A 22,886-nucleotide genomic window follows, 5' to 3' on the forward strand; every position below is an offset into this window, starting at 1 on the left:
TTCGGCGCGGCTCCACGGGCCGGCCGGTGGTGCGGTGCTGAGCGCGGTCGAACTCATCGGGTCCCTCCACGTTCGTCGGTGTCCGTGGCGCGGATCGCGTCCACCGGGCAGATCTCCAGGCATTCCAGGCAGCCCGTGCAGCGGTCGGCGCGTACGGCGAGGCCGCCGGGCACCGGCCGGATCGCGTGCGTCGGGCAGGTGAGCAGGCAGGCGCCGCAGCCCTGGCAGGCGCCGATGGTCACGGCCGCCACCGGTACCCCCTCGGGGTGACCATCCGGCCGGCGACGATGCGGGTCTGGCTGCTGCCCACCACCACGACGCTGTACATGTCGACCAGTGCCGCGTCGAGGGTCGCCAGGGTGGCCAGGTGCACCCGCTCGCCGGCCCGGCTGGCGTTGCGCACCACCCCGACCGGGGTGTCCGGCGGCCGGTGCGCGGCGAAGACCTCCAGCGCCGCGCCGAGCTGCCAGTCCCGGGCCCGGCTGCGCGGGTTGTAGAGCAGCGCCACGAAGTCGCCCTCGGCCGCGGCGGCCACCCGGCGGGCGATGACCTCCCACGGCGTGTGCAGGTCGGACAGGCTCAGGTAGGCGTGGTCGTGGCCCAGCGGCGCGCCGAGCAGCGCCCCGGCGGCCAGCGCGGCGGTCACCCCGGGCACGCCGAGCACGTCGATCCGCTCGTCGGCGTACTCGAGGGCGGGGCTGGCCATCGCGTACACGCCGGCATCGCCGGAGCCGACCAGCGCCACGGCGTGACCGGCGGTGGCCTCGGCGACGGCGGCGCGGGCCCGTTCCTCCTCGGCGCCGAGCCCGCTGGCGAGCACCCGGGTGCCGGGGCGCAGCAGGTCGCGGACCTGGTCGACGTACTGGTCGAGGCCGACGACCACGGCGGCGCGGCGCAGCTCGGTCACCGCGCGGACGGTGCGCAGGTCCGGCGCGCCGGGCCCGAGGCCGACGATCGCCAGCCGGCCGCGCGGGGCGTGCCGGGCGACGGCGACGGTGGCCATCGCCGTCGCGGTCTTCGGCACCAGCAGCTCGGCGCCGCCGCCGAGCAGCGCCGCCGCCTCGGCGACGCTGGGGGTGCCGACGGCGGCGCGGACCACCTCGCTGGGGTGCGGCACGTCGACCGCCGCCAGCGCCGCCGCCGGATGCGTCACCAGCGGTACGCCGAGCGCGTCGGCGGTCGCCCGGATGCCCGCCTCGTCGGCCTTGATGTCGGCGCTGGCCAGGTGCCGCAGGCTGGCCGGGCTGAGGCCGGCCTCGGCGAGCACCCGCGCCAGCAGGCCGCGCACCTCGTCGGCGGGTACGCCCCGGCTGGCGCCGACGCCGACGACCAGCGACGGGGGCCGCAGCACGGCGGTCCGGTCGTCGAGCGGCACCACCCGGTCGGTGACCAGCAGCCGGTACCCGCCGCCGTCCCCGGGCGGCCCGTCGGGGGCGGGCCGCCCCTCGGAAGCGGACACCCCGGACGCCCCGGGTGCCCCGGCGGGAGCGGGCGGCCCGGCGGGGCGCACGTTGTCGGGCAGGGCGGGCAGCGGCCAGGTGGCGTCGGCGACGAGGGTCACCGGCTCGCCGTCGAGGATGGCACGGCTGACGGCCGCGACGGCGCCCTCGACGGGCCAGCCGAGGGTGTCCAGCCCCGGCAGGCCGGCGGCGTCGGTGGCGGTGGTGACCACCGGGGCGGCGTCGAGCAGCGCGCCGACCTGCCCGGCGAGGTCGTTGGCGCCCCCGGCGTGGCCGCCGAGCAGCGCGATCGCGTGCCGGGCCGCCTCGTCGACCACCACCACGGCCGGGTCCGTGCGCTTGTCGCCGAGCAGGGGCGCGAGGACGCGTACGACCGCCCCGGTGGCCAGGAACGCCACCACGGCGTCGTACCCGGCCCAGGCGGCGCGCAGCGCGTCCGCGACGGTGTCCGCCGTGACGACGCGGGCGTGCGGCCAGGCGTCGGCGAGGGTGCGGGCGTGCCGCCGGCCGGCGGCGGTGGCGGCGACGAGCCCGATCCGGGTCGGCTGGTCCGTGGCGGCGGGCGGGTGGTTCACGGGCGCTCCCCGGTGAGGACGACCACCGGGTTGGTGGCCGCGAGTCGGATGGAACCGCCGGGCAGGTCGGCGAGGCGGGCGGCGGAGAGCTGGACGCCCTGCACCGCGTAGCCGGCGGCGCGCAGCAGCCCGAGGGCGGGGGCGACCCGGTCGACGGCGGCGAGGGCGGCCACCACCCGGTCGGGCCGGCGGTGCGTCACGGCGGCGAGCACGTCGGTGCCGCCGCCCCCGACGAAGACGGCGTCGGGATCGGGCAGCCCGTGCAGCGCCCCGGGGGCGGCGCCGACGACCACCCGCACGTCGACGCCGTGCCGGGCGGCGTTGGCGCGCACCGGTGCCGCCGGGTCACGCTCCACCGCGATCACCGCCGCGCCGAGCAGGGCGCACTCGATGCCGACCGAGCCGCTGCCCGCGCCGACGTCCCAGACCAGCCGGCCGAGGCGGGGACGCAGCCGGGCCACGGCGAGGGCGCGTACCTCCGACTTGGTGATCATGGAATCGCGGTGCGCGTAGGCGGACTCGGGCAGCGCCCACCCGCCGGGCGGCGCGGCGGCCGGCTGGTTGTCCGCCCGCATCCCGGCCGCGCCGGGCTCGCCGGCGAGGCTGAGCAGCACGTGCGGGTCGGCCCAGTCGCGCCCGGCGGCCTGCTCGGGGGTGGTCTCGGTGAGCCGTTCGGCGTCGGTGCCGAGGTGTTCGGCGACGACCAGGCGGCGGGTCCAGCCGACCAGCCCGGCGCCCAGCTCGGCGGCCCCGGCGCCCGGGGCGGTGAGCACCGCGACGGCGGGCAGCGCCCGGCAGGCGTTCAGCGCGGGTCGCGGGTCGCGGCCGTGCGCGGTGACCACGGCTGCCCCGTCCCAGGGCAGGCCGGCGCGGGCGAACGCGGCGGCCACGCTGGACACGGCCGGCAGCACCCGCAACGGCAGCCCGGCCGCCCGCAACGCCCGGACCACCCCGAACAGCCCGGGATCGCCGCTGGCCAGGACGACGGCGGGACTCCCGGCGGCGACGGTGTCGGCCAGCCGCCCCAGCGCGGGCGCCAGCGGCCCGAGGGCGACGGTGTCGGCATCGGCCGGCAGGCGTACGGCGGCCAGGTGCCGCGCCGCGCCGACCACCAGCCGGGCCGCGGCGAGCGCGGGCGCGGCGGCGGGATGCGCGGGCCCGCCCGCGGCGTCGATCCCCACCACGGTCACCGCCGGACCCGTGGCACCGCCCGGCCGGTCGCCGGTCACGCCGCCCACCGCCCCGACGAGGCGACCACCCGGTCCCCGGCGAAGTCGACCATGGCGACGTCGACGGAGACGGCGTCGCCGGCGAAGCGCAGCAGCACCTGCCGCACCCGGCGGCAGAGCAGGTCGCCGGTGGCGCCGAGCAGCCCGGCGGCCTCCCACAGCTCGTACGCGTGCCGCCCGGTGTTCGCCGCGGTGACCGCCGCCACCAGTTCGGGGTCGCCGCCCGCCTCGGCGGTGACCGCCCCGAGCAGCGACAGGTCCACCTTGGACCGGGTGTAGTGGGTCATCAGGATGCCGGCCGCGAGCTTGGCCAGCTTGCCGGCCATCCCGACGAAGACCACGCCGGTCATCCCGTCGCCCACGGCGGCGGTGACGGCCGCGCCGGTGAAGTCGCCGACCTCCACGAAGCACACCTCGGGCAGCTCCGGCAGCAGCGCGCGGGCGGCCCGCTCGGTGCGCCCGCCGGTGCAGAGCACCACGGTCCGCTCCCCCTGGGCGGCCATCACGTGCACCGCCTGCACCACGCTGGCCCGCCAGGAGGCGGTGGAGAACGGGCGGACGACGCCGGTGGTGCCGAGGATGGAGATGCCGCCCAGGATGCCGAGCCGGCGGTTGGTGGTCTTGCGGGCCATGATCTCGCCGCGCGGCACGCTGACCACCACCCGGACGCCCACCTCGCTCAGGTCGACGACCTCGGCGACGGCCTGGCCGATCATGCGGCGCGGGGTCTCGTTGATGGCCGGCCCGCCGACGGGCAGGCCGAGGCCAGGCCTGGTGACCGTGCCGACGCCCGGCCCGCCGTCGAGGCGCAGCCCGGGCGCGTCGTGCCAGCTCACGGTGGCGGTCAGCTCGGCGCCGTGCGTGACGTCCGGGTCGTCGCCGGCGTCCTTGACCACCACCGCCTCCGCCCACGAGCGGCCGTCGACCTCGCAGCGGGCCACCGGGAAGCTGACCCGCCGCCCGGCGGGCAGCCCGATCTCCACCTCCCGCTGCGGCACGCCGGTGACCAGGGCGGTCAGCGCCGCCTTGGTCGCCGCCGTCGCGCAGGCACCGGTGGTCCACCCGGTGCGCAGCGCGGTGGGCCGGACCTTCGCCGTACGCGGCAGGTCCGGCTCACGCAGCGGCGGCTCGGCGTACGTCATCAGGCGCGCCCGTCCCCCGGTGTCCCGCCGCCCGCGCGGGCGCGGCGCAGGTCGGCGCGGGCGGCCGGCTCGGCCCGGCGGAAGGTGTGGAAGTGCCCGGGGTGGTAGAGGTGCGAGCGGGTGCCGACGGCGGCGAGCGCCGGGCCGACCAGGAAGAGAGTGTGCTTCCAGAGCTTGTGCTCCTTGACGGTGGCCTCCAGGTCGCCGAGCGCGCACCGCACCACCAGCTCGTCGGGCCAGGTCGCCTGGTACGCCACCACGACCGGGGTGTCGGCCGGGTACCCGCCGGCCAGCAGCTCGGCCTGCGCCTGGCCGGAACGGGCGGCGGAGAGGAACAGCGCCATGGTGGTGCCGTGCCGGGCGAACTCGCGGACCCGCTCCCCCGGCGGCATCGGGGTCTTCCCGCCCTCCAGCCGGGTGAGGATCACCGACTGGGCGACCTCGGGGATGGTGAGCTCCCGGCCGACGATCGCCGCGACGGCGGTGAACGACGACACGCCGGGGACGATCTCCACGGCCAGGCCGAGCGCCCGGCACAGGTCGAGCTGCTCCTGCACCGCGCCCCACAGCGCCGGGTCGCCGGAGTGGATCCGCGCCACGGTCAGCCCGTCGGCGGCGGCCCGCTGGTAGAGCGGCAGCACGCCCTCGATCGGCAGCCGCGACGAGTCGACGATCTCCGCGTCACCGCGGGCGTGGGCGAGCACGTCGGCGTGCACCAGGCTGGCGGCCCAGACCACCACGTCGGCCGCGCCGATAACCCGGGCGGCGCGCAGGGTCAGCAGGTCCGCCGCGCCGGGGCCGGCCCCGACGAACCACACCTTGCCCGTGCTGGTCGGCGTGCCCTCGTCGGCGTGCCCCGCGATCGGCGTGGTGCTCAAAGCTTTCCTCCCCTACGGTCCCGGCGGGCCGGGACGAGCAGCGTCGACAGGTACGGCAGGTCGTCGGCCGGGTCGGTGACCGGGCCGATCCGCTCGCCGGGCAGCCCGAGGCCCCGGCCCAGCACGGCGTCGCCGAGGCGGCCCTGCCGGCGCAGCTCGGCGACCAGCTCGGCGTGCCGCCGCCAGCCCTTGTAGGCCACGACGGTGCCCGGGCCGGCGAGCGCGTCGGCGAAGAGCGCCAGCCCGGCGGTGGCCGGCAGCAGGGTCAGCGGCTCCCGGCCCTCGCACAGCGGCACGCCGCTGCGCGCCGCGAGGTCCTGCATGGCGGTGATGCCGGGGACCGTGCGCACCCCGACCCCGGGGCGCAGGGCGCGCACGCCCTGCGCGAGGTAGCCGAAGGTGGAGTAGACGTTCGGGTCGCCGATGGTGGCGAAGACGATCGCGCGGGCGCCCCCGTCGACCGCGTCGGCCACCGCCCGGGCGGCGTCGTCCCAGGCGCGTTCCCGGCGGGCGGTCACCCCGCCCCGGTCGTCGAGGGCGAACGGCAGCCGGCGCAGCCGCCCCGGCGCGACGTGCGCGGCCACGGTGACCTCGGCCCGGCCCGGGGGCGCGTCGCCGTCCGCGGCGAGCCGGTCCATCACCGGTACGAACACCACGTCGGCCTCGGCCAGCAACCGGGCCGCCCGCAGGGTGAGCAGTTCGGGGTCGCCGGGACCGACGCCGATCCCGGTCAACGTCACGCCACCGTCGCCACCGTCGGGCACGGCCACCGGCGCACCGCCGTCGGGCGTCCTCCCCGGCACGCCGCCCTCGGGCACGGCCACCAGCGCGCGGTTGTCGTGCGCGGTCACCGGCTGGCCGCCTCGACCAGGCGGCGGGCGGCGTGCGGGTGGCCGGCCCAGTGGGTGTGCAGGTAGGAGGCGTGCACCCCGCCGGCCACGAAGCCGTGCTCGGCGCCGTCCCAGCGCCAGGCCGGCCGGTCGCCGTGCCCGGGGTCGGTGACGGTGCGGTGGAACTCGTGGCCGCGTACGGGGTCGCCGGGGCGGTGCAGCGGGGAGCCGGTGACGGCGACGGCGTCGCGGTAGCCGAGGGTGAGCCGGTCGGTCATCCGGGCGGTCAGGTCGAGCCGGCCGCACATGGGCACCCCGTCGAGCTGCCGGCCGAGGTAGAGCAGGCCGGCGCACTCGGCGACGACCGGGCCGTCGAAGTCGGCCAGCTCGGCGCGGAGCGTGGCGTTGTCGGCGAGCTGCGGCGCGTACGCCTCGGGGAAGCCGCCGCCGACCACCACCGCCCGGGTGCCGGCGGGCAGGCCGGGGTCGCGCAGCGGGTCGAAGGAGACCACCGTGGCGCCGGCCGCGGCGAGCAGTTCGGCGGTCTCGGCGTACGAGAAGGTGAAGGCCGGCCCGCCCGCGACCGCGACCACGGGACGCCCGGTGCCGGCGGGGCCGCCGACGGCGGCGACCGGATCCCAGGCCGGCGCGTGCAGGGGGCCGGCGGTACGCGCCAGGTCGAGCACGGCGTCCAGGTCCACGGTGGCCGCCACGAGGTCGGCGAGGGCGGCCACGATCGCCACGGACTCCGGTGCCCGCTCGGCGACCGGCACCAACCCGAGGTGGCGCGCCGGGGCGGCGACCTCGGCGGCGCGGGCGACCGCCCCGAGCACCGGTACGCCCACCTCGGCGAGCGCGTCGCGCAGCAGCGACTCGTGCCGGGGCGAGCCGACCCGGTTGAGGATCGCGCCGCCGATGCGCACGTCGGGGTCGAACGCGGCCATCCCCAGGGCGAGCGCGGCGGCGGAGCGGCCCTGCGCGGTGGTGTCGAGCACCAGCAGGACCGGGGCGTCGACCAGGCGGGCGACGTGCGCGGTGGAGGCGTAACCCCGACGGCCGACCGCGCCGTCGTGCAGCCCCATCACGCCCTCGATCACGGCGACGTCGGCGGGCGTCGGGCTGGCGGCGCCGTGGCGCAGCAGCGGCGCGACCCGCTCCTCGCCGACCAGCCACGGGTCGAGGTTGCGCCCGGGGCGACCGGCGGCGAGGGCGTGGTAACCGGGGTCGATGTAGTCGGGGCCGACCTTGTGCGGGCTGACCACCAGGCCGCGGCGGCGCAGCGCGGCGAGCAGCCCGGTGGCGACGGTGGTCTTGCCGTGCCCGCTGGCGGGCGCGGCGACCACCACGCGCGGCAGCGCCCACGGCGCGGCCGGGTCGAGGGGAGGCGCGGCGGCGGCCGGACCGGCGGGCGGGTGCCCGGCGGGCGCGGCGGGCCCCGAGGGGCGCCGCTGGTCGGCGCGCCGGCCGGGGGCGGTCACCATTCGATGCCCTTCTGACCCTTCTGGCCGGCGTCCATCGGGTGCTTGACCTTGGTCATCTCCGCGACCAGGTCGGCGGCGTCGACCAGGCGCGCGTCGGCGTCCCGGCCCGTGATGACGACGTGCTGGAAGCCGGGACGGTTCGCCAGGGTGTCGACGACCTCGTCCACGTCCACCCAGCCCCACTTCATCGGGTAGGTGAACTCGTCGAGCACGTACAGGCCGTAGCGCTCAGCGGCCAGGTCGCGCTGGATCTGCCGCCAGCCCTCCAGGGCGTCGGCGGCGTGGTCGGCCTCGCCGCCGCGCTGGATCCAGGACCAGCCCTCGCCCATCTTGTGCCAGGCGACCGGGGCGCCCTGTCCGGTGCGCTCGTGCACCTCGCCGAGGGCGCGGAAGGCGTTCTCCTCCCCCACCCGCCACTTGGCGCTCTTGACGAACTGGAACACCCCGATCGGCAGCCCGGCCGTCCAGGCCCGCAGCGCCAGCCCGAACGCGGCGGTCGACTTTCCCTTCATCTGTCCGGTGTGCACCATCAGCAGCGGCCGGTGGCGCCGCTGCCGGGTGGTCAGCCCGTCGGCGGGCACGTGGGACGGCTTGCCCTGCGGCATCAGGCAACGCTCCTGTTCTCCCCGCCGCCGACGCCAACGACGGCGGTGGTGGTGGTCGCGGCGGTCGAGGTCGCGGCGATCTTGGTAGGAAAGGGCCCCTCTGGGGGCCGTTTCTCGCCAAGATCTGCGGCGGACCGCCCGTGCGGGGCTCGGCGGGACGCCGGCGCGGGGGTGGGGCGGGCGGCGGCGAGGGTGGTGAGGGGGGCGGTGGTCACCTCGTCGAGGCGGTGGTGGGCGGCGTCCAGTTGGGCGGCGAGGCGACGGGCCAGGCCGAGGCGCACGGGACCGCTCTCGCAGTCCACGACGACGCAGGGCGCCCCGGTCGCGGCCAGCACACCCGCCGCGCGGGCCGCCCGGTCGAGCGGGCGGTCGCCGGCGGTGGCCCGGCCGTCGGTGACGACCAGCACCAGGGGACGGCGGCGCGGGTCGCGCAGCCGCTCGACCCGCAACAGCCCGGCGGCGGCCAGCAGGCCTTCGGCCAGCGGGGTGCGCCCGCCGGTGGGCAGCTCGGCCAGCCGTGCGGAGGCGGCGAGCACCGACGAGGTGGCCGGCAGCAGGGTCTGCGCGGCGGCGCCCCGGAAGGCGACCACCGCGACCTTGTCCCGGCGCTGGTAGGCGTCGGTGAGCAGCGCCAGCACGGCGCCCTTGACGGCGGCCATCCGCGTGCGGGCGCCCATCGAGCCGCTGGCGTCGACCACGAAGAGCACCAGGTTGCCCTCGCGTCCCTCGCGGACGGCCTCGCGGACGTCGTCGGGGCGCAGCCGCAGCGGCCCGCCGACCCGACCCCGGGCGGCCTGGTGCGGGGCGGCGGCCCGGACCGTCGCCGGCAGGTGCAGCGCGCCGGACCGGCCGGTCGGCACCCGCGCCCCGGTGGTGCGGCCCCGCCCGGTGCGGGCCCGGGAGCGGCGGCCGGGCACCCCGTCACCGATCCCGGGCGCGGTGAGCAGCCGCGCCTTCAGCCCCTGCCGGGGTACGGCCACGGCCTGTCCGGCGGCACCTGGCCGGGCGGGGACGTCCTCGACCGTGTCGCCCCCGCCGGCGCCGGGTGGGCCGGCCGAGGTGTCCCGCCCGGGCGCGGGGTCGCCGCCGGGCCGGTCCGGCCAGTCGCCCTCGCCCGGCCGGTCCGGCCACGTGTTGTCGCCGCCGTCCCGACCCGGGTCGCCGTCGCGGCCGAGGCCCGGCCCGTGGGCGGCCTCGCCGTGCCCGCCGGCACCCGCGCCCCCACCGGCCGGCGCGGAGCCATCCGCGTCGCCGTCGTCCGGGGCGCCGCCGCCCGCACCCGGGCCACCGGATCCGCCGCCCTCCGGGCCGGAGTCCGGACGGCCGCCGGGGCCGCCGGAACCGCCCGGGTCGTCGTCGGGGTCGTCGTCGCGGACCCGGTCCAGGGCCTCGTCGAGTCGCTTCTCGTCCAGGCCGGGCGTGTCGAACGGGTCCCGGCGGCGTCGGTGCGGCAGCGCCAGCCGGGCGGCGACCCGCACGTCCTCCACCGTGACCGCGTCCCGGCCGTGCCAGGCGGCGTGCGCCAGCGCGGTACGGGCGGTGACGATGTCGGCGCGCATGCCGTCCACATCGAACGCGGCACACACCTCGGCGATCTGGCGCAGCGCGGCGTCGGGCAGCAGCACGTGCGCCAGCCGCTGCCGGGCGACCGCCACCCGGTGGGCCACCTGCGCGTCCGCCTCGGCCCAGCGGGCGGCGAAACCGGCCGGATCGGCGTCGGCGGCCAGCCGTCGGCGGACCACCTCGACGCGTACGGCCGGGTCGCGGCTGGCGCCGACCTCGACGGTGAGTCCGAACCGGTCCAGCAGCTGGGGGCGCAGCTCCCCCTCCTCCGGGTTCATCGTGCCGACCAGCAGGAACCGCGACGCGTGGCTGACCGAGACGCCCTCGCGCTCCACGTGGCAACGGCCCATGGCGGCGGCGTCGAGGAGGAGGTCGACCAGGTGGTCGTGGAGCAGGTTGACCTCGTCGACGTAGAGCAGCCCGCGGTGGGCGGCGGCGAGCAGGCCCGGCTCGAAGGCACGTACGCCCTCGCCGAGGGCCTTCTCCAGGTCGAGCGAGCCGACCACCCGGTCCTCGGCCGCGCCGACGGGCAGCTCCACCAGCCGGGCGGGACACCGCTCGGCGGCCGGGGCGCCCGGGTGCGGGCCGTCCGGGCAGGACGGGTCGGGCGCGGCCGGGTCGCAGGCGAAGCGGCAGCCGGCCACCCGGTCGACCGGCGGCAGCAGCGCCGCCAGGGCCCGTACGGCCGTGGACTTGGCGGTGCCCTTCTCGCCGCGCACGAGCACCCCGCCGATCGCCGGGGAGACGGCGTTGAGCAGCAGGGCCAGCCGCATGTCGTCCATGCCCAGCACCGCGCTGAACGGGTAGGTGGTCATGAGCGTTCCTCCAGGTCGCCCTCGCTGGCCAGGTACGTCTCCCGGAGCCGGTCCAGGGTGGCCGGCTCGGGCTCGGCCCACAGGCCCCGGTCGGCCGCCTCCAGCAGCCGCTCGGTGATGCCGCGCAGCGCCCACGGGTTCGACCGCTCCAGGAACTCCCGGGTGGTGTCGTCGAAGACGTACGCGGCGGCCAGGTGCTCGTACATCCAGTCGTCGACGACGCCGGCGGTGGCGTCGTAGCCGAACAGGTAGTCGACGGTGGCGGCCAGCTCGAAGGCGCCCTTGTAGCCGTGCCGGCGCATCGCGGCGATCCACTTCGGGTTGACCACCCGCGCCCGGAACACCCGCCGGGTCTCCTCGCCGAGCGTGCGGGTGCGTACGTCGTGCGGCATGGCCGAGTCCCCCACGTACGCGGCCGGAGCGGCCCCGGTGAGGTGGCGGACCATCGCCACCATCCCGCCGTGGTACTGGAAGTAGTCGTCGGAGTCGACGATGTCGTGCTCGCGGGTGTCCTGGTTCTTCACCGCCACGGCGATCCGGGCGAAGGAGCGTTCCATGTCGGCGCGCGCCTCCCGCCCGTCCAGCCCCCGGCCGTAGGCGTAGCCGCCCCAGACGGCGTACACCTCGGCGAGGTCGGCGTCGCTGCGCCAGTTGCGGGCGTCGATCAGCGGCAGCAGCCCGGCCCCGTACGCGCCCGGCTTGGAGCCGAAGACGCGGGCGGTGGCCCGCCGCTCGTCGCCGTGCTCGGCGAGGTCGGCGGCGACGTGGGCGCGCACGAAGTTCTCCTCGGCGGGCTCGTCGAGCGCGGCCACCAGCCGCACCGCGTCGTCGATGAGCGCGACCACGTGCGGGAAGGCGTCGCGGAAGAAGCCGGAGATGCGTACGGTCACGTCGACGCGGGGGCGGCCCAGCTCCGCCGTCGGCACCACCTCGACGCCGGTGACCCGCCGGGACCGGTCGTCCCAGGTGGGGCGGCAGCCGAGCAGGGCCAGCACCTCGGCGATGTCGTCGCCCTGGGTGCGCATGGCGCTGGTGCCCCAGACGGTGAGCCCGACCGAGCGGGGGTACTCGCCGGTGTCGGCGAGGTGCCGGGCGAGCAGCGAGTCGGCCAGGGCCACGCCGACGTCCCAGGCGTTGCGGCTCGGGACGGCCTTCGGGTCGACGGAGTAGAAGTTGCGGCCGGTGGGAAGCACGTTGACCAGCCCCCGGGTGGGCGAGCCCGACGGGCCGGGCGGCACGAACCGCCCGTCCAGCGCGCCCACCACCCGCTCGATCTCGTCGGTCGTACGGTCCAGGCGCGGCACCAGCTCGGTGGCGGCGAAGCGGAGCACCGCGGCGGCGTCCGGCACGGCCCGCCCGGCCACCTCCTCGACCACCGCGTCGACGGCGTCGGCGTCCCAGCCGAGGGTCTCCATCCCGACGACCAGCCGGCGGGCCAGCGCCTCGATCAGGTCGACCGCGTCGGCGGCGGTGACGCCCGGCCCGTCCACGGTCTCGGTCAGCGCCTCGGGCACGGCCAGCCGCTCCCCCGGGGCGGCGAGCAGCGCCTGCTCGTCCAGCCCGTACGCGGCGGCCAGGGCCTGCCGCAGCCCGGGCAGCGCGCGGGCGCCGCCCCACACCTGCGGGGCGCGCAGCACGGCGAGCACGAGGTTGACCCGGGCCTCGCCGGTGGGCGCGGCGGCGAGGACGTGCAGGCCGTCGCGGATCTGCACGTCCTTGACCTCGCACAGGTAGCCGTCGAGGTGCAGCACGAAGTCGTCGAAGTCGTCGGCGTCGGGCATGGCCTCGGCGTGCAGGTCGTGGTGCAGCTCGGCGGCGCGCACCAGGTCCCAGATCTGGGCCCGCACGGTCGGCACCTTGGCCGGGTCGAGGGCCTGCACGGTGGCGTACTCGTCGAGCAGCTGCTCCAGCTTCGCCAGGTCGCCGTACGTCTCGGCGCGGGCCATCGGCGGCACGAGGTGGTCGACGACCACGGCGTGCGCGCGCCGCTTGGCCTGGGTGCCCTCGCCGGGATCGTTGACGATGAACGGGTACACCAGCGGCAGGTCGCCGAGGACGGCGTCCGGGGCGCAGCCGGCGGCCAGCCCGAGGCCCTTGCCGGGCAGCCACTCCAGGGTGCCGTGCTTGCCCAGGTGCACCACGGCGTCCGCGCCGAACCCGCCGTCCGCGACGGGCGCGGCCAGCCAGCGGTACGCGGCCAGGTAGTGGTGGCTGGGCGGCAGGTCCGGGTCGTGGTAGATGGCGATCGGGTTCTCCCCGAAGCCGCGCGGCGGCTGGATCAGCAGCACCACGTTGCCGAAGCGCAGCCCGGCGAGCACGATGTCGCCGCCGTCGGTGTAGAGCGCGCCGGGCGGCTCACCCCAGTGGGCGAGCATCCGTTCCCGCAGCTCCGCCGGCACCTGCGCGAACCAGCGCCGGTAGACCTCCCCCGGCACCCGTGCCTCGGCGGCGCCGAGCTGCTCCGGGGTGAGCCACTCGACGTCGTGGCCGCCGGCGGCGATGAGGGCGTGGATGAGCGCGTCGCCGTCGTCGGGTGCCGGGGCGTCGCCGAGGTCGTAGCCGGCCTCGGCCAGGGCGGCGAGCAGCCGCACCGCCGAGGCGGGGGTGTCCAGGCCGACGGCGTTGCCGACCCGGGAGTGCTTCGTCGGGTACGAGCTGAGCACGACCGCGAGCCGCTTGTCGGCCTGGGGCACGTGCCGCAGCCGGGCGTGCCGCACGGCGATGCCGGCCACCCGGGCGGCCCGCTCCGGGTCGGCCGCGTAGGTGGAGAGCCCGTCGGCGTCGATCTTCTTGAACGAGAACGGCACGGTCACGATCCGGCCGTCGAACTCGGGGATCGCCACCTGCATGGCGGCGTCCAGCGGGGACAGCCCGGCGTCGCTGTCGGCCCACTGCTCGCGGGTGCTGGTCAGGCAGAGCGCCTGGATCACCGGCACGTCGAGGGCGGCGAGCGCGCCCACGTCCCAGGCGTCCTCGTCGCCCCCGCCGGAGGCGTCGGCGGCGACCGCGCCGCCGGCGGCGAGCACGGTGACCAGCAGGGCGTCGCAGCGGGCGAAGAGCCCGAGCGGGCCCGCGCCGGCGGTGAGGCCGCGCAGCGAGCCGCAGTAGATGGGCAGCGGGTCCCCACCGGCCGCGTCGACGGCGTCGGCGAGGACGTCGACGAACCCGGTGTTCGCGGCGAGGGCGTGCGCCCGGTAGAAGACGATCCCGACGGTCGGCCGGTCCGGCCGCGCGGGCCGCTCGCCGTGGATGCCGTACGTCGGGGTGGGCGAAGGCGGCGCGAACCCCTCGCCGGTGAGCAGCACCGTGTCGGAGAGGAAGCGGGCGAGCTGCGCGAGGTTCTCCGGCCCGCCCTCGACCAGGTAGGCCAGGGCCTGGGTGGCCACCCCGGAGGCCACCGTGGACGCCGCCATCAGCTCCGCGTCCGGCACGTTCTCGCCGCCGAGCACGACCGTCGGCACGCCGGAGGCCAGCACCGCCGCGAGCCCGTCCGGCCACGCCTGCCGGCCGCCGAGCAGGCGTACGACGGCGAGGTCCACGCCGTCGAGCAGCGCGGGCACGGCGTCGGCGGCGACCCGGGCGGGGTTGGCGAGCCGGTAGTCGGCGCCGCTGGCGCGGGCGGCGAGCAGGTCGGTGTCGGCGGTGGACAGCAGCAGGATGCGCACGCGTGGCTCCGGAGAGTGACGCCCGGGTCGGCGCGGGGACGACCGGGCGGGGCGAGGGGTGGGCGCGGTTCAGCGGGTACGGCGCGCCGGCGGCCGACTCACGGGCGGGTCGGGCGACGCGGCGCGGGCGTCAGCGGCAGGTGGCGGGGGCGCGCGGGGGAACGGCGGCGGGCTGGCCGGGGGCGGTGCGGACCGGCTGCGCGGCACGGCGACCTGCCTGCCACACGTAGGTGTGGCCGCCTGCGGCGCTGCCACGGCCGGGCACGATGCGACGATGATCGTCGATGGCGGAGACGCGGTGCGTCATCGGGTCCTCCTCGGGTGTCCACGCCCTGGGGTCACTCCGACGGCCGAAGTATCCTGGCTCCCGGATCGACGCTCACCCCCGGCCTTCCAACCGCGCACGCACGGCCGTGACTCACGAGGGGGGATCGCTCCCCGGTGACAGTGGCGGGACCGCGCCGGAATCGCACCGGCTTCCTTCACTGCCGTCAGGCCGCGAATGCTGCCACACCCCCCGGCCGCCGGTCAACGCCGCCCCACCCGGCCGCGACGGGGCAACGATCGATCGACAGGTGACGATCAACCTTCCGGCGGCGTCCGTTCCCGCAATGTCGCCGGTCGATGGGCCGACGATTTCCGTCGGGCCGGTTCCGGTCCCCGGAAAAGGCGCCCCGGCGGCCCGCGCGCGGGCCGGGGCGCCCCCCGCACGCGCCCAGCGTGGCGGGGACCGTTCCGTCTCCCACCAGGCGCGGCGCGACGTTCGGGGACGGCCCCGCGCCGCCGCCGAGACGTCGCGGCATTTCACGGCGGCCGATGTCGCCGCTCACCGGTCGGCGAGCCCCGATCCGTAGCCGGCGATCACCAGTTGCGCCCGGTCGTGGGCGGCCAACTTCGTCAGCAACCGGCCGGTGCGCCTCCTGACCGCGCCCCGGCTGAGAGCACCGGGAAGTTGGCGCGGAAGGTGTCGTGCGGGTCGTGGCGGCGCTTGATGTCGCCGAGGCGGTCCAGTACGTCGGAATTGAACGCGTCGGCGACGGTCTCGTTCGGATTGAGGAAGGTCAGGGGTTTGCGCCCGCTGGTGGGCAGCGCGTCGGCGAGGGCGCGTTGTCTGGCGGTGACGGCTTCGGTACGGCCTGGGTCGGCGGGCAGTCCGAACATGTACAGCGCGTAGGGCTCGGTGAGCGGACCGTGTGGGCTGTCCGACGGGCCGGCGAGCGCGCCGCCCAGGTGCCGTAGCTGCGCGCTGAGCAGCGGCTCAATCGGATCGTCCAGCAATGTCCTGACCGCCTTGTCGTCCAGCACGGTCAGCAGCTCGGTGTGGGACAGCCCGGCGCTCGGGTCGGTTGGTTCCGCGGTGATGGCGCCGAGTTCGGCCACCGACATGGGGCGTCGGCTGTCGGACAGCGGCGATGGCAGGCGGTCCAGCGGGGCCAGCAGGCTGTGGGCCTCGGCGGGGTCGCCGAGGTAGGTGGCGTCGACGGCGACCATCGGCTCGGCGCCGGGGAAGTGCAGGAGGTCCAGCCAGACGGTCAGTTCGTCCGGTGCGGTGGTGGTGATCGTGCGGTACGCGTCCATCACCGCCCAGGCGTGCCGGACGGGCCACAGCATCCTGCCTCCGTACAGGCTCGGTGCGGGGTGCAGGGCGAGTTCGAGGGCGGTGACGATGGCGAAGCTGCCGCCGCCGCCGCGCAGCGCCCAGTACAGCTCTGGTTCGGTGTCGGCGGTGACATGTCGTTCGTGGCCTTCGGCGTCGACGATGTCGAAGGCGGTGACGCTGTCGGCGACCCAGCCGTGTGCCCGACCGAACCAGCTCAGTCCGCCGCCGAGCGCGACGCCGGCGACGCTGACCACCGGCGAGCTGCCGGGTAGGCCGGTCAGGCCGTAGGGTGCGGCGGCTGCCTGGAGCAGGCCGGACGCCACGCCCGCGCCGACGCGGGCACGGCGGGTGGCGGGGCCGACCTGGAGGGTGTCCAGGCGTCGGGTGCGCAGCAGGATCGTGCCGGCGGTACGGCCGGAGGCGCCGTGCCCGTTGGGTTGGGTGGTGATGCTCAGCCCGGCGGCGCGGGCGTGACGGACGAGCGCGACGACGTCGGCGGCGTCGGCGGCCTCGACCACGGCGTCGACCTGCTGTTCGATGGCGAGGTTCCAGGGTCGGCGGGCGGTGTCGAATGCGGGCTCGCCGGGCAGCCACACTTGGCCGCGGAGGACGGCGCGCAGACCGTGCAGGGCGTTCATGCGTTCCTTCTCTCGTGGGTTCAGACGGCGACGCGCGCGAACGCGGCCAGGGCGTGGCTGTCGGTGACGTACATGGCTGCTCCCGCAGTTTGATCGGGTGTTTCGGTGCCTCAACCCTGCGGCTGGCCCGGACGACGAACAATGCCGACCTGTGCCACGATCGTGAAGCTGCGGTTAACGATGCAGGGAGATGGGGATGCTGGAGCGGAACGAGTTGGAGGCGTTTCTCGCCGTCGCCGAGGAACTGCACTTCGGCCGCGCCGCCGAACGGCTACGGGTCTCCACCGCGAGGGTCAGCCAGACCATCCGCAAGGTGGAACGGCGGGTCGGCGTCGCACTGTTCAACCGGACCAGCCGCCGGGTCGAACTGTCCCCGGTCGGGCGCGCGCTCTACGACGAGCTCCGACCGGCCTGGGATCAGATTGCCGCGGCAGTCGGCCGAGCGGTCGAGGCCGGCCGCGGATTCACCGAAACCCTGCGGGTCTGCTTCACCGGCGCGGCCGGTGGCCAGCTGCTGGTCAGCATCACCGAGGTGTTCCGGCGGCGGCATCCCGAGTGCCAGACCCAGATCCGCGAAGCGCAGATGGGTGAACTGATGCCCTGGCTGCGCGGCGGCGAGGTCGACCTCGCCCTGGCCACCTTCCCCGTGGACGAGCCCGGCATCGTCACGGGTCCGGTCCTGGTGTCCGAGGCCCGGTTTTTGGCCGTGCCGGTCGGGCATCCCTTCGCCCGTCGCGACGCTGTCTCGGTCGAAGACCTGGCCGATGTCGCCATGCTGCAACTGCCCGACACACTGCCACGGTCTCTGCGCGCCGACCGCACCCCACACGTCACCCCGGCCGGACGACCCATTAGGGCCGGTATCTCCGCCGCGACGTTCCACGAGGTTCTCACACACGTCGGCGCCGGTCTCGGCGTCTTCCCTGTCGGCGCCAACGCCAGGCGCTACTACGCCCGCCCCGACGTCGCTTATGTGCACCTCGGCGACGCGCCACCCCTGCAGTGGGGCCTGCTCTGGCGCGCCGACGGCGCCACTGCCCGCGTCCGCGCCTTTGCGGAGGCCGCCCACACGCTCACCTTGAAAGACCGGTAAGAGGACAACACCGGCGGTGACCGACGCGGGGCGGGCCGGCGGGCGGCGGACCCGTCAACGGGCGTGGCGCTCCGGGTGGGCCCGGTTCCACACCCGCATCCGCTCCGGGTAGCCGGTGCGGGTGGCCCCGTACAGCGGCACCGCGTGCTTGCGGGCGACGGACCCGGCGGCGCGCGGCGAGCCGGTGCGACGGCGGATCCACTCGCCGTCGTGGGCGATGGCGACCACGGTGGTGTCGGTCGCCGTGGCCTCAGCGGGCCCCGTCAGGCCGGGTCGCCCGGCGCGGTAGGGCGGGACGCGACACGCCAGGCAGCGGTCGCGGCGACCGCCACCGTCGCGCTGAACAGGAAGGGTGCCCGCATGCCCAGGCCGGCGGCCAGCGCGCCGCCGGCGAGCGCCCCGAGCGCGGCGCAGCCGTAGGAGAGCATCCGGGAGGCGGCGACCACCCGGCCGAGCAGGTCGCCAGGCACGAGGCGTTGCCGCAGCGACAGCGCGGCCACGTTGAGGACGGCGAACGCCGCGCTGGTGCCGACGACGACGGCCACGGCGGCGAGGCGGTGCGGCGCGACGACCAGGAGTGCCGGCGCTCCGGCGGTGACCGCCATCGACCAGGTCAGCACGTGCCGGTGCCGGAAGCGGGCGATCAGCCGGTCGGCGACGAGGGAGCCGCCGAGGCCACCGCCCGCGCCGGTGGCCAGCAGCAGGCCGAAGCCGAGCGCGCCGAGGCCGAGGCTGTCCCGCGCGTACAGCACGAAGATCGCGAACCAGGCGCTGTCGGCGGCGGCGACGGCCGCGCCGACGAGCACGAGCGTACGGAGCACGGGTTGCCGGGCCAGCCACCGCAACCCGGCGAGCGCCCCACCCCGCGCGGGGGCGGCCGCCCCGACGGGCGGCTCGCCGGGAGCCGACCGTCCCGGGGCCGGGCGGGCGAGGGTCAGCGGCAGGGACAGCACGAGCATGACGGCCAGCGCGAGCGAGGCCCCGTTGACGGCGAAGGGCAGCGCCGCGCCGACGACGAACAGCAGCGCGCCGACGGGCGGGCCGACGAACTCGTTGCCCACGATCTCGCCCGCCACCAGCCGCCCGTTGGCCCTCTCCAGCTGCGCGTCGTCCACCAGCCGGGGGATCGCGGTCTGCGCGGCGGTGTCGCGCAGGGTCTCGCCGACACCGAGCAGGAAGGCGGCGGCGACCACGAGCCCGACCGAGGCCACTCCCGTCGCGACGGTCGCGGCCACCGCCGCCAGCACCACGACCCGGCCGGCGTCGGCGGCGGCGATCAGCGTGCGCGCCGCCCGGCGGTCGGCCAGCGCGCCGGCCAGCAGGCCGGTGACCAGCCACGGCAGGAACTGCGCCGCGGCCACCGCGGCGACCGCCACCGGATCGTCGCTCAGGGCGGCGGCGAGCAGGGGAAAGGCGGCCACCCGGATGCCGTCGCCCAGGTTGGCCAACGCCGCGGCGGTCCAGAACGTCCAGAAGGGCCGGCCGAGGGACCGGGACCGATCAGCCACGCAGGGCACCATATCGCCCTCGGTCGGCGGGCGGCGGACCCGTCAGCGGGCGTGGCGCTCCGGGTGGGCCCGGTTCCACACCCGCATCCGCTCCGGGTAGCCGGTGCGGGCGGCCTCGTACAGCGGCACCGCGTGCTTTCGCGCGATGGAGCCGGCGGCGCGCGGCGAGCCGGTGCGACGGCGGATCCACTCGCCGTCGTGGGCGATGGCGACCACGGTGGTGTCGGTCGCGGTGGTCTCCGGTTCCAGGTAGAACTCCACGCCCTGGCGGCTGGTCACGAACGCCTCCAGCGCGGCCAGGTCCTCCCGGGTCGCCTCCCGGTCGAGCTTCGTCGGGGTCGGGTCGGCGGCCCGCGACCGCCGGTTGAACCAGCCCATGTCCCGCTCCTCTCCTCCGGGTCCTCCCAGTGCAGCACCCTTACCTGCGAGGCGGCTGCGAGCGGGGTGTGAGTGCCCTGCCAGGCGACCTCAGCGCACCGGCGGGCGGGTGGCCGGCACCAGGGCGAGGGTGGGCAGCAGCAACAGCGGCACGACGAGCAGTGCCCGCAGGGTGCCGACCCGGTCGCCGAGCAGGCCCAGCAGCGGCGGGCCGGCGAGGAAGGCGGTGTAGCCGATCACGGCGACCACGCTGACGCGGGCCGGCGCCCGCCGCTCGTCGTCGGCCGCCGCGCTCATCCCGACCGGGAAGCCCAGCGACGCGCCGATGCCCCAGAGCGCGACGCCGGCGATCGCCACCGGCCCGGAGCCGGCGAGCACCGCCACGGCCGCGCCGACCGTGGCGAGCACGATGGTGCCGGACAGCACGGGTACCCGGCCCCACCGGTCCAGCGCGACGGTGCCCAGCGTGCGCCCCAGGGTCATGCCGACGACGAAGACGCCGAAGACCGCCGCCCCGGCCGCCTCGCCGAGGTCGTGGCCGTCGATGAAGGCGACCGCCAGCCAGTCGTTGGCGCTGCCCTCGGCGAACGCCGCCACCAGCACCAGCAGTCCGATGAGCAGGGTACGCGGCTCCCGCCAGGCGGCCAGCAGCTCGCGGCGACGCTCGGCCGGGGCGGCCGACGCGGAGGCGGTGCCGCTCTCGGCCGCCGGCAGGAACGACCGCACGGCCAGCAGCGTGCCGAGCAGCACCACCGCGGCCAGCGCGGCCAGGTGCGCGGCGACCGGAACGCCGAGGCGGGCCGCCCCGGCGCCCAGGCCGGCGCCGGCCACGGAGCCGAGGCTCCACGCCGCGTGGAAGCGGGGCATGACCGTACGCCCCAGCCGCCGCTCGACCGCCGCGCCCTCGACGTTCATCGCCACGTCGCAGATGCCGGAGCCGTAGCCGAGGGCGCACAGCCCCACCGCGACCCCGACCGGGGAGCCGGCCAGTGCCCCGACCCCCGTCACGGTCAGCCCGGTCGCGACGACCAGGGTGGAGAGGGCGACAGTGCGGGCCGCCCCGAGCCGCTGGGTCACCAGGCCGGCGGTGGGCATCGCGAGGAGCGCGCCGACGGACATGGCGAGCAGCAGCAGCCCGAGCCGGCCCGCGCTGAGCCCCAGCGCGTCCCGGGCGGCGGGCACCCGGGAGAACCAGGTGGCCACGGCCAGGCCGTTCAGCGCGAACACCACGGCCACGCCGGTACGGGCGGCGAGCACCGGGCGCGGTACGACCGGCGGCGGCGCGGCGGGCGGGGCGACGGTACGGCTCACGGGGGCGTCCTCTCGCCTCGGGTGCTCTCCCGCCCGATCCCACACCTGAGAGCGCTTTCAGGACAACCTGGCCGCGCCCCTTACCGTGGACACGTTCCAGGGGCATGATTCGGTCGACCGTCCACGCCGCGACGGCCGACCACGGGGAGGACCGGGATGACGACGACGCACCGACCACCGACCCTGGAGGACGTCGCCCGGGCGGCGGGGGTCTCCCGGGCCACCGCCTCGCGGGTGATCGCCGGCACCGGCTACGCCTCCGCCGCCGCTCGCGAGCGGGTGACCGTCGCCGCCGACCTGCTCGGCTACGCGCCGAACCCGGCCGCCCGCGCGCTGGTCCGGGGCACCGGTGTCCGGCTGGTGGTGGCGGTGACCGGCACCGCCCCCGCGGTCCTCGACGACCCGTACGTCCACCGGGTCCTCGGCGCGTGCGCCCGGGTCTGCGCGCCGTACGGGCTCGGGGTGGCGCTGCACTGGCTGCCCACCCGTGCGCCGGGCGTGGTGCGCCGGCTGGCCGAGGACCGCAGCGTCGGCGGGATCATCCTGATCAACACCACCGAGACGGTGCTGGACGCCGTCCCGGTGGGACTGCGCGGCCGGGTGGCCTCGATCGGCATCGGCTCCGCCCTCGTACCGGCCTTCGACGTGGACAACGGCGGCGGCACCGAGGCCGTGGTCCGGCACCTGTACGCCAGCGGGCGCCGCCGCATCGCCATGGTGACCGGGCCCCGCTGGCTGTCGTGCGCCGGCCGCTCCGTCGGCGCGTACCGGCGGGTGGTGCGCGACGCCGCCCTGCCGGTGCGCCTGGTCCCGGGGGACTTCAGCGCCGACCGGGGCCGGGCGGCGGCCCGGGAGGTCCTGGCGCGCTGGCCGGACACGGACGCGATCGTCGGCAGCAGCGACGCCACCGCCCTCGGGGTGATCGACGGGCTGCGCGGCGACGGCGTCCAGGTGCCCGGGGACGTCGCGGTGACCGGTTTCGACGACATCCCGCTCGCCGCGATGACCACCCCCGCGCTGACCACGGCCACCCACCCGGTCACGCAGATCGCCTCGGCGGCGGCGACGGCCGTACTGGGCGGGCGGCCGGTGCCGCCGGCGACGATGTTCCCGTCCCGGCTGGTCCGCCGGGTGAGCGGCTGAGTCGTCGGGCAGCCGGTGGGATTGACCGTCGGGCAGGCGGGTAACCGCCGGCGCACGCCCGCCGAGGACGAGGAGCGGTAACCCGTGGTCGAACCCGCGCCGCCGCACCGGCAGCCGGAGGAGAACCCTCGGCACGGCCGGCTGGCCGCGCGGCCGGCGCCGCCGACCGCCCTGGCCGCCGCCGGGCTGACGTCGCTGACCGACCCCGGGGGCGCCCCGCTGGCGCTGGCGTACGCCCCGGAGCCCGTCGGCGGCCCGCCGTACCGGCTGGTGCTGCTCCTGCACGGGGCCGGCGGCTCGGCCCGGCAGGGGCTCGACCTGCTGCTGCCGGTGGCCGACGCGCACCGGCTGCTGCTGGTCGCCCCGCAGGCGGTGGCGAGCAGCTGGGACCTGGTCGGTGAGGGCTTCGGGGCGGACGTACGGCGCATCGACGCCCTGCTGGCCATGGCCTTCGCCGGTCACCCCGTCGCCCGGGTGGCGTTCGGCGGGTTCTCCGACGGCGCCTGTACGCCCTCTCCCTGGGCCTGACCAACGGCGACCTGGTCGACGCGGTGGTGGCCTTCTCCCCCGGTTTCGCCGCGCCGCTGGTCACCCACGGCCGGCCCCGGATCTACGTCTCGCACGGCACCCGGGACCCCGTCCTGCCGGTCGACGTGTGCAGCCGCCGCCTGGTCCCCCGCCTGCGCTCCCTCGGCTACGACGTCACCTACGACGAGTTCCCCGGCCACCACGAGATCCCCCCGACCATCCGCACCCGCGCCACCACCTGGCTGGCCCCCTGACCCACCCCCTCTCCGCGCCCCACCCTCTCCCGCGGAGATCAGGGAGTCCTGGTGGGCGTCATCGCGCCCTTCCCGACTTTCGCGGGACACCCCACCTGCATGCTCGACGCCGACTCGGGGGGTGCGGGTCGGGTCACGTCGATGGACGGTTCAAGCCGTGGCCGGTTGGGGAAAGTCACCCCGGCGGGAC

Annotated in this window: 17 protein-coding genes, 3 pseudogenes and 1 riboswitch; of the genes and pseudogenes, 4 read left to right on the forward strand and 16 right to left on the reverse strand. The window is 77.1% G+C overall.

From position 1 onward, the window contains the following. Window positions 1-27: 27 nt before the first annotated feature. From ACTMS2_RS19450 to ACTMS2_RS19505, 12 genes and pseudogenes are all read right to left on the reverse strand, one after another. A pseudogene (locus tag ACTMS2_RS19450) lies at window positions 28-251 on the reverse strand (DUF362 domain-containing protein); the annotation flags it as partial. Continuing rightward, window positions 239-2,035 (reverse strand): precorrin-3B C(17)-methyltransferase, encoded by a 1,797-nt coding sequence (gene cobJ / locus ACTMS2_RS19455; protein ID WP_441176657.1) that lies wholly within the window; start codon window positions 2,033-2,035, stop codon window positions 239-241. The gene cobJ and the pseudogene ACTMS2_RS19450, both read right to left, overlap by 13 nt. Continuing rightward, window positions 2,032-3,273: a precorrin-6y C5,15-methyltransferase (decarboxylating) subunit CbiE gene (gene cbiE, locus ACTMS2_RS19460; RefSeq protein WP_441176658.1), complete on the reverse strand. Its 1,242-nt coding sequence runs from the start codon at window positions 3,271-3,273 to the stop codon at window positions 2,032-2,034. The genes cobJ and cbiE overlap by 4 nt, the downstream gene beginning before the upstream one ends. Further along, on the reverse strand, window positions 3,261-4,406 hold the full coding sequence (locus ACTMS2_RS19465) for a cobalt-precorrin-5B (C(1))-methyltransferase (RefSeq protein WP_441176659.1): 1,146 nt from the start codon (window positions 4,404-4,406) through the stop codon (window positions 3,261-3,263). Before ACTMS2_RS19465 ends, cbiE begins: the two co-directional genes overlap by 13 nt. Beyond that, window positions 4,406-5,284 (reverse strand): precorrin-4 C(11)-methyltransferase, encoded by an 879-nt coding sequence (gene cobM / locus ACTMS2_RS19470; RefSeq protein WP_441176660.1) that lies wholly within the window; start codon window positions 5,282-5,284, stop codon window positions 4,406-4,408. The genes ACTMS2_RS19465 and cobM overlap by 1 nt, the downstream gene beginning before the upstream one ends. Next, complete coding sequence (cobI, locus tag ACTMS2_RS19475) at window positions 5,281-6,024, reverse strand: precorrin-2 C(20)-methyltransferase (protein ID WP_441176693.1); 744 nt, start codon at window positions 6,022-6,024, stop codon at window positions 5,281-5,283. Before cobI ends, cobM begins: the two co-directional genes overlap by 4 nt. Before the next feature lie 107 nt (window positions 6,025-6,131). Beyond that, window positions 6,132-7,595, reverse strand: coding sequence for a cobyrinate a,c-diamide synthase (locus ACTMS2_RS19480; RefSeq protein WP_441176662.1), 1,464 nt, complete (start codon window positions 7,593-7,595; stop codon window positions 6,132-6,134). Continuing rightward, window positions 7,589-8,200, reverse strand: a complete 612-nt coding sequence (gene cobO / locus ACTMS2_RS19485; protein WP_441176663.1) for a cob(I)yrinic acid a,c-diamide adenosyltransferase — start codon at window positions 8,198-8,200, stop codon at window positions 7,589-7,591. Before cobO ends, ACTMS2_RS19480 begins: the two co-directional genes overlap by 7 nt. Window positions 8,201-8,379: 179 nt before the next feature. Next, window positions 8,380-10,578 (reverse strand): annotated as a pseudogene (locus ACTMS2_RS19490) (VWA domain-containing protein); the annotation flags it as partial. Then, a complete protein-coding gene (cobN, locus tag ACTMS2_RS19495) occupies window positions 10,575-14,243 on the reverse strand; it encodes a cobaltochelatase subunit CobN (protein WP_441176664.1) in 3,669 nt (1,222 codons plus the stop codon). The pseudogene ACTMS2_RS19490 and the gene cobN, both read right to left, overlap by 4 nt. Window positions 14,244-14,373: 130 nt before the next feature. Next, the gene (locus ACTMS2_RS19500; protein WP_441176665.1) at window positions 14,374-14,550 is read right to left on the reverse strand and encodes a hypothetical protein; all 177 of its coding nucleotides are present in this window, start codon (window positions 14,548-14,550) and stop codon (window positions 14,374-14,376) included. A gap of 46 nt (window positions 14,551-14,596) precedes the next feature. Next, window positions 14,597-14,726, reverse strand: a riboswitch (cobalamin riboswitch). Between the two features lie 414 nt (window positions 14,727-15,140). Then, window positions 15,141-16,481 carry an FAD-binding oxidoreductase gene (locus tag ACTMS2_RS19505; RefSeq protein WP_441176666.1) on the reverse strand — a complete coding sequence of 447 codons (1,341 nt, stop codon included), beginning with the start codon at window positions 16,479-16,481 and terminating at the stop codon, window positions 15,141-15,143. 196 nt (window positions 16,482-16,677) lie between these two features. Here ACTMS2_RS19505 and ACTMS2_RS19510 point away from each other — a divergent pair, with 196 nt between their 5' ends. Continuing rightward, window positions 16,678-17,574 carry a LysR family transcriptional regulator gene (locus ACTMS2_RS19510; protein ID WP_441176667.1) on the forward strand — a complete coding sequence of 299 codons (897 nt, stop codon included), beginning with the start codon at window positions 16,678-16,680 and terminating at the stop codon, window positions 17,572-17,574. A 54-nt stretch (window positions 17,575-17,628) separates the two neighbouring features. Here ACTMS2_RS19510 and ACTMS2_RS19515 read toward each other — a convergent pair. The 4 genes and pseudogenes from ACTMS2_RS19515 to ACTMS2_RS19530 form a co-directional block, all read right to left on the reverse strand. Further along, window positions 17,629-17,826 (reverse strand): annotated as a pseudogene (locus tag ACTMS2_RS19515) (hypothetical protein); the annotation flags it as partial. A gap of 11 nt (window positions 17,827-17,837) precedes the next feature. Further along, a complete protein-coding gene (locus ACTMS2_RS19520; RefSeq protein WP_441176668.1) occupies window positions 17,838-19,094 on the reverse strand; it encodes an MFS transporter in 1,257 nt (418 codons plus the stop codon). 30 nt (window positions 19,095-19,124) lie between these two features. Further along, window positions 19,125-19,460: a hypothetical protein gene (locus tag ACTMS2_RS19525; RefSeq protein ID WP_441176669.1), complete on the reverse strand. Its 336-nt coding sequence runs from the start codon at window positions 19,458-19,460 to the stop codon at window positions 19,125-19,127. Window positions 19,461-19,550: 90 nt separating this feature from the next. After that, window positions 19,551-20,771: an MFS transporter gene (locus tag ACTMS2_RS19530; protein WP_441176670.1), complete on the reverse strand. Its 1,221-nt coding sequence runs from the start codon at window positions 20,769-20,771 to the stop codon at window positions 19,551-19,553. Window positions 20,772-20,927: 156 nt separating this feature from the next. Between ACTMS2_RS19530 and ACTMS2_RS19535 the strand changes: the two genes are divergently transcribed. The 3 genes from ACTMS2_RS19535 to ACTMS2_RS19545 all read left to right on the forward strand — a co-directional run bounded on the left by ACTMS2_RS19535 (window position 20,928) and on the right by ACTMS2_RS19545 (window position 22,696). Next, complete coding sequence (locus ACTMS2_RS19535) at window positions 20,928-21,914, forward strand: LacI family DNA-binding transcriptional regulator (protein WP_441176671.1); 987 nt, start codon at window positions 20,928-20,930, stop codon at window positions 21,912-21,914. Window positions 21,915-21,998: 84 nt separating this feature from the next. Further along, a complete protein-coding gene (locus ACTMS2_RS19540) occupies window positions 21,999-22,442 on the forward strand; it encodes a hypothetical protein (RefSeq protein WP_441176672.1) in 444 nt (147 codons plus the stop codon). 23 nt (window positions 22,443-22,465) lie between these two features. Beyond that, a complete protein-coding gene (locus ACTMS2_RS19545; protein ID WP_441176673.1) occupies window positions 22,466-22,696 on the forward strand; it encodes an alpha/beta hydrolase in 231 nt (76 codons plus the stop codon). Window positions 22,697-22,886: the final 190 nt, after the last annotated feature.

Source organism: Micromonospora sp. SD12, from assembly GCF_052068495.1.
GTDB lineage: Bacteria > Actinomycetota > Actinomycetes > Mycobacteriales > Micromonosporaceae > Micromonospora > Micromonospora echinofusca.